This window comes from Streptomyces specialis (assembly GCF_001493375.1).
Classification (GTDB): domain Bacteria; phylum Actinomycetota; class Actinomycetes; order Streptomycetales; family Streptomycetaceae; genus Streptomyces; species Streptomyces specialis.
In genome coordinates this window covers 242,481-259,421 of record NZ_LN929897.1, presented here as the reverse complement: position 1 = coordinate 259,421, position 16,941 = coordinate 242,481, and the positions used below count along the sequence as shown (strand labels likewise).

General features: G+C 73.4%; 15 protein-coding genes. 12 read left to right on the top strand and 3 right to left on the bottom strand.

All coding sequences use genetic code 11. The features are described from left to right. Positions 1 to 64: 64 nt before the first annotated feature. The 6 genes from BN2279_RS23870 (at position 65) to BN2279_RS23840 (ending at position 7,424) form a co-directional block, all read left to right on the top strand. Positions 65 to 1,591, top strand: coding sequence for an acyl-CoA carboxylase subunit beta (locus BN2279_RS23870; RefSeq protein WP_079032540.1), 1,527 nt, complete (start codon positions 65 to 67; stop codon positions 1,589 to 1,591). 51 nt (positions 1,592 to 1,642) lie between these two features. Continuing rightward, positions 1,643 to 1,849 carry an acyl-CoA carboxylase subunit epsilon gene (locus tag BN2279_RS23865; RefSeq protein ID WP_059013628.1) on the top strand — a complete coding sequence of 69 codons (207 nt, stop codon included), beginning with the start codon at positions 1,643 to 1,645 and terminating at the stop codon, positions 1,847 to 1,849. 166 nt (positions 1,850 to 2,015) lie between these two features. Continuing rightward, the gene (locus tag BN2279_RS23860) at positions 2,016 to 3,476 is read left to right on the top strand and encodes an ABC transporter permease (protein WP_059013112.1); all 1,461 of its coding nucleotides are present in this window, start codon (positions 2,016 to 2,018) and stop codon (positions 3,474 to 3,476) included. A gap of 17 nt (positions 3,477 to 3,493) precedes the next feature. Continuing rightward, positions 3,494 to 4,183 (top strand): ABC transporter ATP-binding protein, encoded by a 690-nt coding sequence (locus BN2279_RS23855; protein ID WP_059013111.1) that lies wholly within the window; start codon positions 3,494 to 3,496, stop codon positions 4,181 to 4,183. Positions 4,184 to 4,261: 78 nt separating this feature from the next. Then, positions 4,262 to 4,912 carry a nucleoside triphosphate pyrophosphatase gene (locus BN2279_RS23850; RefSeq protein ID WP_059013109.1) on the top strand — a complete coding sequence of 217 codons (651 nt, stop codon included), beginning with the start codon at positions 4,262 to 4,264 and terminating at the stop codon, positions 4,910 to 4,912. A gap of 733 nt (positions 4,913 to 5,645) precedes the next feature. After that, positions 5,646 to 7,424: an acetyl/propionyl/methylcrotonyl-CoA carboxylase subunit alpha gene (locus tag BN2279_RS23840; RefSeq protein ID WP_059013105.1), complete on the top strand. Its 1,779-nt coding sequence runs from the start codon at positions 5,646 to 5,648 to the stop codon at positions 7,422 to 7,424. Between the two features lie 88 nt (positions 7,425 to 7,512). Here the strand turns inward: BN2279_RS23840 and BN2279_RS23835 are convergent, their stop codons facing one another. Both BN2279_RS23835 and BN2279_RS23830 read right to left on the bottom strand, forming a co-directional pair. Further along, on the bottom strand, positions 7,513 to 8,433 hold the full coding sequence (locus tag BN2279_RS23835) for a DeoR/GlpR family DNA-binding transcription regulator (protein ID WP_199827787.1): 921 nt from the start codon (positions 8,431 to 8,433) through the stop codon (positions 7,513 to 7,515). Positions 8,434 to 8,589: 156 nt separating this feature from the next. Next, entirely contained in the window at positions 8,590 to 10,029 is a 1,440-nt protein-coding gene (locus BN2279_RS23830; RefSeq protein WP_059013101.1) for an NAD(P)H-quinone dehydrogenase, read from the bottom strand. Between the two features lie 95 nt (positions 10,030 to 10,124). Between BN2279_RS23830 and BN2279_RS23825 the strand changes: the two genes are divergently transcribed. From BN2279_RS23825 to BN2279_RS23815, 3 genes are all read left to right on the top strand, one after another. Continuing rightward, a complete protein-coding gene (locus BN2279_RS23825) occupies positions 10,125 to 10,571 on the top strand; it encodes a gamma-glutamylcyclotransferase family protein (protein ID WP_059013099.1) in 447 nt (148 codons plus the stop codon). A 105-nt stretch (positions 10,572 to 10,676) separates the two neighbouring features. Beyond that, the gene (locus tag BN2279_RS23820) at positions 10,677 to 11,477 is read left to right on the top strand and encodes a purine-nucleoside phosphorylase (RefSeq protein WP_059013097.1); all 801 of its coding nucleotides are present in this window, start codon (positions 10,677 to 10,679) and stop codon (positions 11,475 to 11,477) included. 34 nt (positions 11,478 to 11,511) lie between these two features. Then, on the top strand, positions 11,512 to 13,140 hold the full coding sequence (locus BN2279_RS23815) for a phospho-sugar mutase (protein WP_059013095.1): 1,629 nt from the start codon (positions 11,512 to 11,514) through the stop codon (positions 13,138 to 13,140). On the opposite strand, the gene BN2279_RS23810 is transcribed toward BN2279_RS23815, so the two are convergent. After that, complete coding sequence (locus BN2279_RS23810) at positions 13,071 to 13,427, bottom strand: PH domain-containing protein (RefSeq protein ID WP_059013093.1); 357 nt, start codon at positions 13,425 to 13,427, stop codon at positions 13,071 to 13,073. The genes BN2279_RS23815 and BN2279_RS23810 overlap by 70 nt on opposite strands. Before the next feature lie 143 nt (positions 13,428 to 13,570). Between BN2279_RS23810 and deoC the strand changes: the two genes are divergently transcribed. Genes deoC through BN2279_RS23795 form a run of 3 tightly spaced genes read left to right on the top strand, consistent with a single transcriptional unit; the run spans position 13,571 to position 16,823 of the window. Continuing rightward, positions 13,571 to 14,524, top strand: coding sequence for a deoxyribose-phosphate aldolase (gene deoC / locus BN2279_RS23805; protein WP_059013091.1), 954 nt, complete (start codon positions 13,571 to 13,573; stop codon positions 14,522 to 14,524). A 6-nt stretch (positions 14,525 to 14,530) separates the two neighbouring features. Further along, a complete protein-coding gene (locus tag BN2279_RS23800; RefSeq protein ID WP_059013089.1) occupies positions 14,531 to 15,961 on the top strand; it encodes an aldehyde dehydrogenase family protein in 1,431 nt (476 codons plus the stop codon). Beyond that, positions 15,954 to 16,823: an aldehyde dehydrogenase family protein gene (locus BN2279_RS23795; RefSeq protein WP_059013087.1), complete on the top strand. Its 870-nt coding sequence runs from the start codon at positions 15,954 to 15,956 to the stop codon at positions 16,821 to 16,823. Before BN2279_RS23800 ends, BN2279_RS23795 begins: the two co-directional genes overlap by 8 nt. The last annotated feature ends 118 nt before the right edge of the window (positions 16,824 to 16,941 follow it).

Below are 16,941 nucleotides of genomic sequence, written 5' to 3'. Positions count from 1 at the left end.
AGCCGCAGACGTGGCCGAAGATATCCACACCACCGCGGGCAAAATCGCCGATCTGAAGCGCCGGATGGAGGAGGCCACCCACGCGGGCTCCGCGCGGGCCGTCGAGAAGCAGCACGCGAAGGGCAAGCTGACGGCCCGGGAGCGGATCGATCTGCTGCTGGACGAGGGCTCGTTCACCGAGCTGGACGAGTTCGCCCGGCACCGCGCGACCGCCTTCGGCATCGACAAGAACCGGCCGTACGGCGACGGCGTCGTCACCGGCTACGGCACGGTGGACGGCCGGCCCGTGGCGGTGTACTCGCAGGACTTCACCGTCTTCGGCGGCTCGCTGGGCGAGGTGTACGGCGAGAAGATCGTGAAGGTGATGGACTTCGCGCTGAAGACCGGCTGTCCGGTCATCGGCATCAACGACGGCGGCGGCGCCCGCATCCAGGAGGGTGTGACGGCGCTCGGGCTCTTCGCGGAGATCTTCCGGCGGAACGTGCACGCCTCCGGCGTGGTGCCGCAGATCTCGGTCATCGTCGGTCCCTGCGCGGGCGGCGCGGTCTACTCCCCGGCGATCACGGACTTCACCGTGATGGTCGACCAGACCTCGCACATGTTCATCACCGGTCCCGACGTCATCAAGACGGTCACGGGCGAGGACGTCGGCTTCGAGGAGCTCGGCGGCGCGCGCACCCACAACACGCTCTCCGGTGTCGCCCACCACATGGCGGGCGACGAGAAGGACGCCTTCGAGTACGTGAAGGCGCTGCTGTCCTACCTGCCGTCGAACAACCTCTCCGAGCCGCCCGCCTTCCCGCAGGAGTCGGACCTGGAGGTCTCGCCGGAGGACGCGGAGCTGGACGTCCTGGTCCCCGACTCGGCCAACCAGCCGTACGACATGCACGAGGCCATCGAACACGTCCTGGACGACCGGGAGTTCCTGGAGACCCAGGCGCTGTTCGCGCCGAACATCATCACCGGCTTCGGGCGCGTCGAGGGCTACCCGGTGGGTGTGGTGGCCAACCAGCCGATGCAGTTCGCCGGCTGTCTGGACATCAACGCCTCGGAGAAGGCGGCCCGCTTCGTGCGGACCTGCGACGCGTTCAACATCCCCGTGCTGACATTCGTGGACGTGCCGGGCTTCCTGCCGGGTACCGATCAGGAGTACAACGGCATCATCCGGCGGGGGGCCAAGCTCATCTACGCGTACGCGGAGGCGACGGTGCCGCTGATCACGGTGATCACCAGGAAGGCGTTCGGCGGCGCCTACGACGTGATGGGCTCCAAGCACCTGGGCGCCGACCTCAACTTCGCCTGGCCCACCGCCCAGATCGCCGTCATGGGCGCCCAGGGCGCGGTCAACATCCTTCACCGGCGGACCCTGGCGGGCCTGGCGTCCGACGAGGAGCGCGAGGCGGAGCGGGCGCGCCTGACCCAGGAGTACGAGGACACGCTGCTCAACCCCTACGCCGCCGCCGACCGCGGTTACGTGGACGCGGTCATCACGCCCGCGCAGACCCGCCGTTTCGTGGTGCGGGGCCTGCGGGCGCTGCGGGCCAAGCGGGAGCAGCTCCCGCCGAAGAAGCACGGCAACATCCCGCTGTAACCGGAGGAGACGAGACCCGGCCGTCAGGCCCGGCCGAAGGAGAAGCCGATGATTTTCAAGGTCGTCCGGGGCAACCCCACCCCGGAGGAGCTGGCCGCGGCCATCGCGGTCATGCAGGCGCGCGCCGCCGCGGCGTCGGCGGGGACGGCGCCCGGGACCGGGCCCGTCTCCCAGTGGTCCGACCCGGTGCGCGTCGTGCCGCGCGCCGCGCCGGCCCCCGGGCCGCGCTCCTGGGCCACCAGCTACTGGCCGAGCTGACACCCGGCGCGCCGGGCCGTCCCGGTACCCCGCGGGCCCCCCGCGTCCGCCGCTTCCGGCGGTGCGCGGGGGGCCCGCGCGCGTCCGGCGCCCGCGCGCCGTTTTCTCATCCCGCTCTCATGGATCCCTCACCGGGCCCTCACCGCGCGTCCTTAGCGTCCGCCGCATGATTTTCACCTACCTGCGACGGGAGCTGCGCCGCCGCCGCAAGGCACAGTTCGTGATCGCGGCCGGGCTCGCGCTCGGCATCGCGCTCGTCGTTGTCGTCAACGCGGTCTCCTCCGGCATGCAGCGGGCGCAGGACGAGGTCCTCGAATCGCTCTACGGGCTCGGCACCGACATGACCGTCAGCAAGGCGGCGCCCTCGCCCGAGGAGGTGGAGGACGGCGTGGTGACGGAGGCGCCGCGGTTCCGCTTCGACGCCGAGGACGGCGAGGAGCAGGGCGCCGACCAGCTCGTCCTGGACGGCTTCCAGACGCTGGACGCGTCCGAGGTGGCGGAGGTGGCCGCCCTCGACGGCGTGGCCGACGCCGCCGGCGGGCTCAAGCTGCGCGACGTCACCGTCTCCGGCTCGTTCGACCCGGGCGAGATCCGGGAGGTGGAGCCCGGCGAGGAGGGCGGCGCCCCCGGCCGCGCCGAGATCAGGGGCGGCGGGGCCGACTTCGGCGTGGACGAGTTCGCCGTCTTCGGCGCCGACGTCACCAGGACCGGCATCGGCCCGCTCAGCGGCACGGAGATCACCGACGGGCGCGCCCTCGCGTCCGGCGACGCGGACGCCGCCGTGGCCGTCCTGGACGCCGACTGGGCGGCGAGCGAGGAACTCGCCGTCGGCGACACCGTCACCCTGAAGGGCACCGACTTCGAGATCGTCGGCCTGGCCGCCGCCACCACCGGCGACGCCACCGCCGACGTCTACATCCCGCTGGGCCCGGCGCAGGAGCTGTCCGGGAACGAGGACAAGCTCACCGAGATCTACGTCCAGGCCACCGACAGCCAGCGGCTGGACGCCGTCGAGGCCGCCATCACCGACGTCGTGGACGACGTGGACGTCACCACCGCCGACGACCTGGCCGACCAGGTGTCCGGCTCGCTGTCGACCGCCGCCGACCTGGCCGACGGTGTCGGCAGGTGGCTGTCCTACCTGGTGCTGGCCGTCTCGTTCCTCGTCGCCGGCCTGATGGCCTCCTCGGCGGTCAGCCGCCGCGTGCGGGAGTTCGGCACGCTGAAGGCGCTGGGCTGGACCCGGGGCCGGATCACCGGGCAGGTGATGAGCGAGTCCCTGGCCACCGGCCTGATCGGCGGCGCCCTGGGCCTCGGCGCCGGGCTGCTGGCCGCCTGGACGATCACCGCGATCCGCCCCGGGCTGACCGCCGAGCTGGGCGCGGCGACGGCCGGTCCCGAGACCGCCGGCGGCGGCCGGGGCGGCGGCGGTGGCGGCGGGCTCGTCCGTGACACGGCCGAGACGGCGGCCGAGACCCTCGACGTCGGTCTCACCGCCCCGGTCAGCCTGAGCGTGCTGACCCTCGCCGTCGTCCTGGCCGTCCTGGGCGGCCTGATCGCCGGGGCGTTCGCCGCCTGGCGCGCCGCCCGCCTCCGTCCCGCCGACGCGCTGCGCCGCGTGGCCTGACCTCCCGGAGCCCATCGATGTACGAACTCACCGGCGTCACCAAGACCTACCGGCGCGGCAAGGCCACCGTCACCGCCCTCGACGACATAGCGCTGTCCGTGCCCACCGGCGGCAGGCTCGTCATCCAGGGCCCGACGGGCGGCGGCAAGTCCACGCTGCTCCAGCTCCTCGGCGGCCTGGACCGGGCCACGTCGGGCAGCGTCCTGCTCGACGGCACCGACCTCTCCCGGCTCTCCGAGGCCAAGCTGACCCGGCTGCGCGCGGAACGGATCGGCTTCGTCTTCCAGGGCTTCCACCTCATCCCGACGCTCACCGCCCAGGAGAACGTGGAGACCGCCCTCGTCCCGCTCGGCCTGAGGACCGCGGAACGCCGCCGGCGGGCCGCCGAGGCCCTCGAATCGGTGGCGCTGGCCGAACGGGCCGGGCATCTGCCGAGCGAGCTGTCCGGCGGTCAGCAGCAGCGCGTCGCGATCGCCCGCGCCCTGGCCAAGCGGCCCCAGGTGCTGCTGGCCGACGAACCCACGGGAAACCTCGACGAGTCGACCCGGGACGAGGTGATCGGGCTGCTGGAGGCCCAGTGGAAGGAGCTGGGCCTGACGTTCGTCATGGTCACCCACGACAGCGCTGTGGCCGCCCGGGCGGACCGGGTGGCGCGCATCGCTCGCGGCAGGATCACGGTCACCGACCGCGCGGCGGCGGCCGACTGACCCCTCCTGTTCTGCCGCCGTGACGCCCCCGCCACCGGCCCCGACCGGGCCGTGGCGGGGGCCGTTACGCTGGCGCGCATGAGCGCTGAGCCGACTTCCCCCGGTCCCGTCCGCCCGCCCGCCCGGAGGCTGGTCCTCGCCTCGCGGTCCCCCGCGCGACTGGGGCTGTTGCGGCAGGCCGGGCTCGGGCCCGAGGTCATCGTCAGCGGGGTGGACGAGGACGCGGTGAGCGCCCCGACCCCGGCCGACCTCGCGCGGGTGCTGGCCGAGGCCAAGGCGGAGGCCGTCGCGGCGCGGCCGGAGGCGGCCGGGGCGCTGGGCGTGGGCTGCGACTCGGTGCTGGAGCTGGACGGGCGGGCGCACGGCAAGCCGGCCGACGCCGGGGAGGCCGTCGTCCGCTGGAAGGCCATGCGCGGGCGGTCCGGCGTCCTGCACACCGGTCACTGCGTCATCGACACCGGGGCGTCCGCGGCGGGCGCCGGGGGGCGGGCCTCGGCCACGGCGTCAACGACGGTCAGGTTCGGCCACCCCACCGACGAGGAGATCGCCGCCTACGTGGCCTCCGGCGAACCCCTCCACGTCGCGGGGGCGTTCACCCTGGACGGGCGCTCCGCGCCGTTCGTCGAAGGCATCGACGGGAACGCCGGCAACGTCATCGGTCTGTCCCTGCCGCTCCTGCGGGAGCTGCTGGGCGCCGTCGGGGTCGCCATCACCGACCTGTGGGTCTGAGCGGAACCCGGGCCCGGGGTACGGCGGGTAGAGGCTGAGGGCCAGCATCACCATGACGAACACCGTCATCAGCCCGGCGAACGCCGGCCAGCCCGCCAGCCCCACGGCGAGGGCCGCCAGCACGGCGTGCAGGACCGCCGCGGCGACGAGCGCGACGCGGCCCAGCGGGCGCGGCGGGCGGGCGCGCGCCGCCATCCGCGCCCGGAGCGCCCCGCAGACCAGCAGGAAGGCGGGCTGAAGCCCGCCCACCCCCCACGAGGACATACTGATGGTCTCGGCCGAGACGCCACCGACCGACATGTCCTGCCTGTCGGCGGCGATTCCGAGGATCAGGTTCAGCAGCCCCAGGGCCACCGCCGTCCCCCACACCAGCACTGCCGCCACCGCGGCCACACTTCGTCTGCCCCGGTTCACGTCACGCACGCTACTGCCGAGTAAGTCTCCTCACAACCCCCACGTCGGGGTGGGTCCCGCGCCCCAGGTGAATACTGGGCCGTTGTCGCTTTCCTACAAGGCTCGTCGAGCCACCCTGTGCCAGGCCGCCGGAGACCCGGACCCCGTCGGACTGCCTAAAGTAAACGACAACGGGGCGCGTACCTTGGGACAGCAAGGCAAGTCAGCCGACCGAGGCGATCCCTCTCACGGTCCGTGTGGGCAAGGTCACCCCTGTGGGCGACTCGTTGCGAGGTGTCGCCAGTACCTAAACTCGCCTTGTTCCAAGGAAGGAGTCATCGTGCGCAAGGTGCTCATCGCCAACCGCGGCGAAATCGCCGTAAGGGTCGCCAGGGCTTGCCGGGACGCAGGCATCGCCAGTGTGGCCGTCTACGCCGAGCCGGACCGGGACGCCGTGCACGTCCGGGCGACGGACGAGGCGTTCGCGCTGGGCGGTGACACCCCCGCCGCGAGCTATCTCGACATCGAGAAAGTCCTGAAGGCCGCCGCCGACGCGGGGGCCGACGCCATTCACCCAGGGTATGGATTCCTCTCCGAGAACGCGGAGTTCGCGCAGGCCGTCATCGACGCGGGCCTGACCTGGATCGGTCCGCCGCCCCACGCGATCCGCTCACTGGGCGACAAGGTCGCCGCGCGGCACATCGCGCAGCGCGCCGGCGCGCCGCTGGTCGCCGGCACCCCGGACCCCGTCTCCGGTGCCGACGAGGTGGTGGCCTTCGCCGAGCAGCACGGGCTGCCCATCGCCATCAAGGCCGCCTTCGGCGGCGGCGGTCGCGGCCTGAAGGTCGCGCGCACCCTCGAAGAGGTGCCGGAGCTCTACGAGTCGGCCGTCCGCGAGGCCACGGTCGCCTTCGGCCGCGGCGAGTGCTTCGTCGAGCGGTACCTCGACCGCCCGCGGCACGTGGAGACCCAGTGCCTGGCCGACCAGCACGGGAACGTGGTCGTCGTCTCCACCCGCGACTGCTCGCTCCAGCGCCGCCACCAGAAGCTCGTCGAGGAGGCCCCGGCGCCCTACCTCACCCCGGAGCAGAACGCGCAGCTCTACTCGGCCTCCAAGGCCATCCTGAAGGAAGCCGGCTATGTCGGCGCCGGCACCTGCGAGTTCCTCGTCGGGCAGGACGGCACGATCTCCTTCCTGGAGGTCAACACCCGTCTCCAGGTCGAGCACCCGGTCACCGAGGAGATCTCGGGCATCGACCTGGTGCGCGAGCAGCTCCGCATCGCCGAGGGCGAGGAGCTGGGGTACGACGACCCGCCGCTGCGCGGCCACTCCTTCGAGTTCCGCATCAACGGCGAGGACCCCGGGCGGAACTTCCTGCCCGCTCCCGGCACCGTGAGCCTCTTCGCCCCGCCCAGCGGCCCCGGCGTGCGGCTGGACGCGGGCGTGGAGTCCGGCTCGGTCATCGGCCCGGCCTGGGACTCGCTGCTGGCCAAGCTGATCGTCACCGGCGCCACGCGCAAGCAGGCGCTGGAGCGGGCGGCGCGGGCGCTGGCCGAGTTCCGCGTCGAGGGCATGGCGACGGCGCTGACGTTCCACCGCGTGGTCGTCAAGGACCCGGCGTTCGCGCCCGAGGTCAACGGCCGGGAGGGCGAGCCGTTCAGCGTCCACACCCGGTGGATCGAGACGGAGTTCGCCGCCGACATCCCGCCGTTCGACCCCAGCGCGGGTGGCGAAGCCGAAGAGGGCGACGTCCGCGAGACGGTCGTCGTCGAGGTCGGTGGCAAGCGCCTGGAGGTCTCGCTGCCCGCCACGCTGGCGATGCCGCTGGCGCGGGCGGCCGTCGCGGGCGGGGCGCGTCCCGCCCGCCGCAAGCCGGCCAAGCGCGCGGGCGCGGCGGCGACCGGCGACTCGCTGGCCTCCCCGATGCAGGGCACCATCGTCAAGGTCGCCGTGGAGGACGGCCAGCAGGTCGAGGAGGGGGACCTGGTCATCGTCCTGGAGGCGATGAAGATGGAGCAGCCCATCAACGCGCACCGCTCCGGCACCGTCTCCGGCCTCAAGGCCGAGGTCGGCGCCTCGGTCTCCTCCGGCGCGGTCATCTGCGAGATCAAGGACTGATCCGGCACACCCGTCCGGAACGGCCAGGCCCGGCCGCCGCCTTCCAGGCGGCGGCCGTGGCGTCTCGCGGGACCGCCGGCCACCGCCGCTATCTGCGGCGCGACGGGGCCAGGTCCGGCATGCGCTGGCCGAGCGGCGGCGACGCGCCGAGCCCGGGATGCGCGCCGCCGCCGCGCGGCGGCGGCACCGGGGCGTCCCCGCGGCGCGGCGGGTCCCCGCGCTCGGGGCCCGGCTTGGCGCCACCGGTGACGCACGGGCCGGCCACGGAGATGCGCACCCCCTGATTCGCCAGGGCCTCCAGCTCCAGGCCCGCCCGTTCGCACTCGGGCGGCGGCTGATCGGTGACCAACTGCGTGATCGAGTCCGTGGGCACGGTCTGGAAGGCCGTCTCCGCGCCGAGCTTGGTGTGGTCGGCGAGCACCACCACTTCGCTCGCCGCGCGCACCAGCGCCCGGTCCACGCTGGCGGCCAGCATGTTGGACGTGGAGAGGCCCCGGTCGGCGGTCAGCCCGGAGCCGGAGAGGAACGCCCGGCTCACCCGCAGCCCGAGCAGCGACTGCTCGGCGCCGCTGCCCACCAGCGCGTAGTTGGAGCCGCGCAGCGTGCCCCCCGTCATCACCACCTCCACGCGGTTGGCGTGCGCCAGGGCCTGGGCGACCAGCAGGGAGTTGGTGACCACCGTGAGGCCCGGCACCCGGGCCAGCCGGCGGGCCAGCTCCTGCGTCGTGGTGCCGGCCCCGACCACGATGGCCTCGCCCTCCCGGACCAGACCGGCCGCGTACTCCGCGATGGCGGTCTTCTCCGCCGTCGCGGCCAGGGCACGCTGGGGGAAGCCCGACTCCCGGGCGAGCCCTCCCGGCAGGACCGCGCCACCGTGTCTGCGGTCCAGCAGTCCTTCTGCCTCCAGGGCGCGGACATCGCGCCGCACGGTCACCTCTGAGGTCTGGACGACGCGGGCGAGCTCACGGAGCGACACGGCTCCGTTGGCGCGCACCATCTCAAGAATCATCTGACGACGTTCTGCAGCGAACACGGAACCGACAGTAACCCCAACGACCATCTGCTTTCAGCCGGTTGCGCAGAATTACCGAAGTTGTCTGTGCGTACGCCCCCGGCGTGCTATATGCCAGGGGCGCTTTCCCGTGATCCCCGCGCTGACCTGTGCCTACTGGCCACCGGCGAGTTTCCGTGTATGGAGCTGCCGGGCCGCTTCGGCGATCGAGCCGGACAGAGACGGGTACACGGTGAACGCTTTTGCGATCTGTTCCACCGTCAGACTGTTGTCGACCGCGATCGATATCGGATGGATCAGCTCGCTCGCCCGCGGGGCGACGACCACCCCGCCGACCACGATCCCGGTGCCGGGCCGCGCGAACAGTTTGACGAAGCCGTCCCGCACCCCCTGCATCTTCGCCCGGGGGTTGCGCAGCAGCGGCAGCTTCACCCCGCGCGCGTCGATCCGGCCTTCGTCCACGTCGTTCTGGCTGTAACCGACGGTGGCGATCTCCGGGTCGGTGAAGATGTTCCCCGAGACGGTGTTCAGGTCGAGCGGGGCCACCGCGTCGCCGAGGAAGTGGTACATCGCGATCCGGCCCTGCATCGCGGCGACGGAGGCCAGCGCCAGCACGCCCGTGCAGTCGCCCGCCGCGTACACCCCGGGGGCGGTGGTGCGGGAGACCTTGTCGGTCCAGATGTGGCCGGATTCCTTGAGCTTGACGCCCGCCTCCTCCAGGCCCATGCCCGAGGTGTTCGGCACCGCGCCGACCGCCATCAGGCAGTGCGTGCCGGAGATGACCCGGCCGTCGGCCAGCGTGATCTCCACCCGGTTCCCCACCCGCTTGGCCGCGGCGGCCCGCGAGCGGGCCATCACGTTCATCCCCCGGCGGCGGAAGACGTCCTCCAGCACGGCGGCGGCGTCCGGGTCCTCGCCGGGCAGCACGCGGTCCCGCGAGGAGACCAGCGTGACCCGGGAGCCCAGCGCCTGGTACGCCCCGGCGAACTCGGCGCCGGTGACGCCGGAGCCCACCACGATCAGCTCCTCGGGCAGCTCCTTGAGGTCGTAGACCTGGGTCCAGGTGAGGATGCGCTCGCCGTCCGGCCTGGCGTCCGGGATCTCGCGCGGCGTCCCGCCCGTGGCGATCAGCACGCAGTCCGCCACCAGGCTCCGGGACTCGCCGTCCGTGCCGACCACGGTGACCCGGCGCGAACCGTCCGGGGACTGCGTCGGCTCCACCCGGCCGTGGCCGCGCAGCACACGGACGCCCGCGCGGGTGACGGACGCGGTGATGTCGTGCGACTGGGCCAGCGCGAGACGCTTCACCCGGCGGTTGACCTTCCCGAGGTCCACGCCGATGCCGCGCACCTCGTCCCCGATGCCGTCCCCGTCGTGGTCGATCTCTATGCCGAGCTCCTCGTGCGAGGAGTCGAAGCCCGTCATGACCTCGGCGGTCGCGATGAGGGTCTTGGAGGGCACGCAGTCCGTGAGCACCGAGGCGCCGCCGAGCCCGTCCCGGTCGACGACGGTCACCTCCGCCCCGAGCTGGGCCGCCACCAGCGCCGCCTCGTAGCCGCCAGGTCCGCCACCGATGATCACGATCCGAGTCACGTTTCCAGTGTCTCGCACCACTCGCCCGATCTCGCCCCGGGGCCCTGTGGCGCCGGACCGACCGCCACCGCCGCCCCTCCCGTACGCTCAGTCCCATGTCCCTCTACGCCGCATACGCCGGAAACCTCGACCCCCGGCTGATGTCCCGTCGCGCACCGCACTCGCCCCTGCGTGGCACCGGCTGGATCACCGGCTGGCGACTCACCTTCGGCGGCGAGGAGATGGGCTGGGAGGGTGCCCTGGCCACGATCGTCGAAACCGTGTCGCAGCCGGCGTCGGACGTCTTCGTCGCCCTCTACGACATCGCCCCCATGGACGAGGACGCCCTCGACCGGTGGGAGGGCGTCGGTCTCGGCATCTACCGCCGCACCCGGGTCCAGGTCCACACCCTGGACGGCACGGTCGCGGCCTGGGTCTACGTGCTGAACGCCTACGAGGGCGGCCTGCCCTCGGCCCGCTATCTCGGCGAGATCGCCGACGCGGCGGAGTCGGCCGGCGCCCCGCACGACTACGTGATGGAGCTGCGCAAGCGCCCCTGCTGAACCGGGTCCCGGCGGGCCCCGCGCCGGGGCCGGTGGGGCCGGTGAGGTGGTCTTGGTCCCGGCCGACATCTACGCGCGTAGGCAAATACCGGTTAGGCTTCGCGCGTGAACGCATCTGATATCGAGGGCGTGGCCGACGCCGCGGCGGCCCGCATCCGGGAGCTGACCGGGGTCGCCGGCCACGACGTCGCGCTGGTCATGGGCTCCGGCTGGGTCCCGGCGGCGGACGAGCTGGGGGAACCGCAGCACGAGTTCGACTTCACCGAACTGCCCGGTTTCCCGCCCCCCGCCGTCGAGGGGCACGCGGGGCGGATCCGCTCCCACCGGGTGGGGGAGAAGCGGGCGCTGGTCTTCCTCGGCCGCACCCACTACTACGAGGGACACGGTGTGGCGGCCGTGGCCCACGGCGTGCGCACGGCGGTCGCGGCCGGCTGCAAGGTCGTGGTCCTCACCAACGGCTGCGGCGGTCTGCGCGAGGGCATGCGCCCCGGCCAGCCGGTCCTCATCAGCGACCACATCAACCTCACCGCCACCTCGCCCATCATCGGGGCCAACTTCGTGGACCTGACCGACCTGTACTCGCCGCGGCTGCGCGCGCTGTGCAAAGAGGTCGACCCCAGCCTTGAGGAAGGCGTCTACGTCCAGTTCCCCGGACCGCACTACGAGACCCCGGCGGAGATCCGGATGGTCCGCGCCATCGGCGGCGATCTGGTCGGGATGTCCACCGTGCTGGAGGCCATCGCCGCCCGTGAGGCCGGTGCCGAGGTGCTGGGCATCTCGCTGGTCACCAACCTCGCCGCCGGGATCACCGGCGAGCCGCTCAACCACGAGGAGGTCCTCCAGGCCGGCCGCGACTCCGCCGCCCGGATGGGCGGTCTCCTCGCGCGGGTGCTAGGACGTATCTGACCGCGACGTGACCGCGACGCGAGGAGAGGAAACGATGCCGCAGGAGACCGAGGGCGGGGCGGCGCTGCTCGCCCGCGCCCGGGAGTGGCTCGCCGAGGACCCCGACCCGGACACCCGCGCGGAGCTGGCGGAGCTGATCGCCGGGGGCGCGACGCCGGCGCTCGCCGAACGGTTCGCCGGGACGCTCCAGTTCGGCACGGCCGGGCTGCGCGGCGAGATGGGCGCCGGCCCGACGCGCATGAACCGCGCGGTCGTCATCCGCGCCGCCGCCGGCCTGTCCGCGTACCTGGCGAAGCGCTCCCCCGGCCTGGTCGTCATCGGCTACGACGCCCGTCACCGCAGCGCCGACTTCGCCCGCGACACCGCGGCCGTGGTGACCGGCGCCGGGCTGCGCGCCGCGCTGCTGCCGCGCCCGCTGCCCACGCCCGTGCTGGCCTTCGCGATCCGCCACCTCGGCGCGGTCGCCGGGGTGGCCGTCACCGCCAGCCACACCCCGCCGCGCGACAACGGCTACAAGGTCTACCTCGGCGAGGGCAGCCAGATCGTGCCGCCGGCGGACGCCGACATCGCCGCCGAGATCGCCGCCGTGGGGCCGCTGCACGCCGTGCCCCGCGCCGAGGACGGCTGGCAGGTGCTCGGCGAGGAGATCGTCGACGCCTATCTGGCGCGCACGGACGCGGCGCTGACGGCGGGCTCGCCGCGTACCGCCCTGGCCGTCTACACGCCGATGCACGGCGTCGGCCGGTCGGTGCTGACCGCCGCGTTCGCCCGCGCGGGCTTCCCCGACCCGGTCGAGGTGGCCGAACAGGCCGCGCCCGACCCGGACTTCCCCACGGTGGCCTTCCCCAACCCGGAGGAGCCCGGCGCGATGGACCTGGCCCTCGCCGCGGCCCGCGCCGCCGACCCTCGGCCCGACCTGGTCATCGCGAACGACCCTGACGCGGACCGCTGCGCGGTGGGCGTTCCCGACCCGGCGGCGGACGGCGGCTGGCGCATGCTGCGCGGCGACGAACTCGGCGCGCTGCTCGCCACGCACCTGGTGCGCCAGGGCGTGCGCGGCACCTTCGCCGCGTCGATCGTCTCCTCCTCCCTGGTCGGGAAGATCGCCTCGGCGGCCGGGCAGCCGTACGAGGAGACGCTCACCGGCTTCAAGTGGCTCGCCCGCGTGCCCGGTCTGGCCTTCGGCTACGAGGAGGCCCTCGGGTACTGCGTCGATCCGTCCGGCGTCCGCGACAAGGACGGGATCACCGCCGCCCTCCGGATCGCCGAGCTGGCCTCGGAGCTGAAGGAGCGGGGGCGGACGCTGACCGGCCTGCTGGACGAGATCGCCGTGGCGCACGGCCTCCACGCCACCGACCAGCTCTCCGTCCGGGTGGCGGACCTGTCGCTGATCGCGGACGCGATGCGACGCCTGCGGGCCGCGCCGCCCGCCGCGCTGGCGGGCCTGCCGGTCGCCATGGCCGAGGACCTCAGCCGGGGCACCGAGGCCCTGCCGCCGACGGACGGGCTGCGCTACACCCTCGCCGGGGCCGGTGACATCGCCTCGGCCCGCGTGATCGTCCGGCCCAGCGGCACCGAGCCGAAGATCAAGTGCTACCTGGAGGTCATCACCCCGGCCCCCGCCCCCGGGGAGCTGCCGGCCGCCAGCAGCTCCGTCGAGTAGCTCGCCCGGATCGCCTCCACGGTGCCCCAGGGCGCCGTGACCGTGCGGAACGGGTTGCGCACCCGGACACGCTCGTCGGAGGCGAAGACCGCGGGCCGGAAGGTGAAGGCCACGACCAGCGGCACCGCGAAGAGCAGCACGCACGCGGCGGTCACGGGCGCCCGGCCGTCACCGCGCACGATCGCGTCCCCGCCCAGCCATCCCCCCAGGCCGAGCAGCAGGATTCCCGCCAGGATGGCGGCCGGAGAGCGGTAGACGCGATCCGCGTACTTCTGGGGCTCACTCATGCGTCCGATTCTGCCGGAGACCCCGGCCGGGGACCGCCGGGTCGCCGCAACACCACCCCCGCCGGCCGGTCCCCGCGTTCCTCCGTCGTCCGGTTCCGGACGTGACACGCCACTACGCGCGTAGATATGCTGGTCTGGTGACCATGCCAACCACCGCACCGGCACTGCCCCTGGCGGACGTGACCGCGACCGACGCCGCGTTGCGCCGCTTCCTGCACGGCCTGCCCGGAGTCGACGCCGTCGGGCTGGAGGCCCGGGCCGCCGCGCTGGGCACCCGTTCCATCAAGACGACGGCGAAGGCGTTCGCCCTCGACCTGGCGATCTCCATGATCGACCTGACCACGCTGGAGGGCGCCGACACCCCGGGCAAGGTGCGGGCGTTGTGCGCCAAGGGCGTCCGGCCGGACCCGGCCGACCGCTCCGCCCCGTCCGTGGCCGCGATCTGCGTCTATCCCGACATGGCCGCCGTGGCGGTCGAGGCGCTGCGCGGCACCGGCGTCTCGGTGGCCTCCGTCGCGACCGCCTTCCCGGCCGGGCGCGCGGCCCGTTCCGTGAAGCTGGCCGACACCGCCGAGGCGGTCGCCGCGGGCGCGGCGGAGATCGACATGGTGATCGACCGGGGCGCGTTCCTCGCCGGGCGGTACATGGAGGTCTTCGAGGAGATCCTGGCCGTGAAGGAGGCGTGCGGCCGGGCGCATCTGAAGGTGATCCTGGAGAACGGGGAGCTGGCCACCTACGACGCCATCCGCCGCGCGTCGTGGCTGGCGATGCTGGCGGGCGCCGACTTCGTCAAGACCTCGACGGGCAAGGTCGCGGTCAACGCCACCCCCGCCAACACCCTGCTGATGCTCCAGGCCGTGCGCGACTTCCACGCCGCCACCGGCCGCCGGATCGGCGTCAAGCCGGCCGGCGGCATCCGCACCGCCAAGGACGCGCTGAAGTACCTGGTGCTGGTGAACGAGACGGCGGGCGAGGACTGGCTCAGCCCGCGCTGGTTCCGCTTCGGCGCCTCCAGTCTGCTGAACGACCTGCTGATGCAGCGCCAGAAGCTGAGCACCGGCCGGTACTCCGGCCCCGACTACGTGACGGTGGACTGAGTCGCCATGAAGTTCGAGTACGCACCCGCGCCCGAGTCCCCGGCGCTCGCCGGGATCGCGCCGTCCCACGGGCTGTTCATCGGCGGCGAGTTCCGCGAGGCGGCCGACGGCAAGGTCTTCACGACGATCTCCCCGTCCTCCGAGGAGGTCCTCTCCGAGGTCGCGCGGGGCGGCCCGGAGGACGTGGACGCGGCGGTGGCCGCCGCCCGCGCCGCGTTCCCCGCCTGGTCGGCGCTGCCGGGGGCCGAACGTGCCAAGTACCTGTTCCGGGTCGCCCGGATCGTCCAGGAGCGGTCCCGCGAGCTGGCGGTGCTGGAGTCGCTGGACAACGGCAAGCCGATCCGCGAGTCCCGCGACGTGGACCTGCCGCTGGTCGCGGCGCACTTCTTCTACTACGCGGGCTGGGCCGACAAGCTCCCCCACGCCGGATACGGCCAGGACCCCAGGCCGCTGGGGGTCGCGGGCCAGGTCATCCCGTGGAACTTCCCGCTGCTGATGCTGGCCTGGAAGATCGCCCCCGCGCTGGCCTGCGGCAACACGGTGGTCCTCAAGCCCGCCGAGACGACCCCGCTCACCGCCCTGCGCTTCGCCGACATCTGCCGCCAGGCCGGCCTGCCGCCCGGCGTGGTCAACATCGTCACCGGCGACGGCGAGGCGGGCGCGGCCCTCGTCGCCCACCCGGGGGTCGACAAGGTGGCCTTCACCGGTTCGACCGAGGTGGGCCGGGGCATCGCCCGCGCGCTGGCCGGGACCCGCAAGAAGCTCACCCTGGAACTGGGCGGGAAGGCGGCGAACATCGTCTTCGACGACGCCCCGCTCGACCAGGCCGTCGAGGGCATCGTCAGCGGCATCTTCTTCAACCAGGGCCACGTCTGCTGCGCCGGCTCCCGTCTCCTGGTCCAGGAGTCGGTGGCCGACGAGGTGCTCGACGCCCTCAAGCGCCGGATGGCGGGCCTGCGCGTCGGCGATCCGCTGGACAAGAACACCGACATCGGCGCGATCAACTCCGCCGGGCAGTTGGCCCGTATCCGGGAGCTGGCCGAGGCGGGCGAGGCCGAGGGCGCCGAGCGCTGGTCGCCCGCCTGCGACCTGCCCGGGACGGGCTTCTGGTTCGCCCCCACCCTCTTCACGGGCGTCAGCCAGGCCCACCGCATCGCGCGCGAGGAGATCTTCGGCCCGGTCCTGTCCGTGCTGACCTTCCGCACCCCGGACGAGGCCGTGGCCAAGGCGAACAACACGCCCTACGGCCTGTCCGCCGGCATCTGGACGGAGAAGGGCTCCCGCATCCTGTGGATGGCCGACCGCCTGCGCGCCGGGGTCGTCTGGTCCAACACCTTCAACAAGTTCGACCCCACGTCGCCGTTCGGCGGCTTCGGGGAGTCGGGTTACGGCCGCGAGGGCGGCCGGCACGGGCTGGAGGCCTACCTCGATGTCTGAGACACGACTGAGCGTCCTCAAGACCTACAAGCTGTTCATCGGGGGCTCGTTCCCCCGCTCCGAGAGCGGACGCGTGTACGAGGTGACGGATTCCCGGGGCCAGTGGCTGGCCAACGCGCCGCGCGCCTCCCGCAAGGACGCGCGGGACGCCGTCACCGCCGCCCGCGCGGCGTTCCCCCGCTGGTCGGGGACCACCGCCTACCTCCGCGGCCAGGTCCTGTACCGCGTCGCGGAGATGCTCCAGGGCCGAGGCGAGCAGTTCCGCGCCGAGGTCGCCGCCGCCGAGGGCCTGTCGAAGTCCGCCGCGCGGGCGGCGGTGGACGCGGCGATCGACCGCTGGGTCTGGTACGCGGGCTGGACCGACAAGGTGGCCCAGATCGCCGGCGCGGCCAACCCGGTCGCCGGGCCCTACCTCAACCTCTCCACCCCCGCGCCGACCGGCGTCGTCGCCGTGCTGGCCCCCCGGGACTCCTCGCTGCTCGGCCTGGTCTCCGTCCTCGCCCCCGTCGTCGCCACCGGCAACACGGCCGTCGTCGTCACCGCCGGGACCGCCCCCCTGCCCGCGCTGACCCTGGGCGAGGTCCTGGCCACCTCCGACGTTCCCGGGGGCGTGGTGAACCTGCTGTCGGGCCGCGCCGCCGAGCTGGCCCCCACCCTCGCCGCCCACCAGGACGTGAACGCGATCGACCTGACCGGCGCGGACGAGGAGCTGGCCGCGGAGCTGGAGGGGGTCGCCGCGGAGAACCTCAAGCGGGTGCGCCGGCCGCGCCGTTCCGCCGAGGACTGGACGGCCGATCCGGGCACCGGACGGCTGCTGGCGTTCCTGGAGACGAAGACCGTCTGGCCCCCCATGGGCGTCTGACCGCGCCCGCCCCGCCGGACGCGGCGCACACGCGTGCGGGATAGCTCCTGCTGCTCACGCGTCATGTACGTCTGTTGTTTTTTGCTAGTATCCCGACCACCACCGACATCTCCCCTAT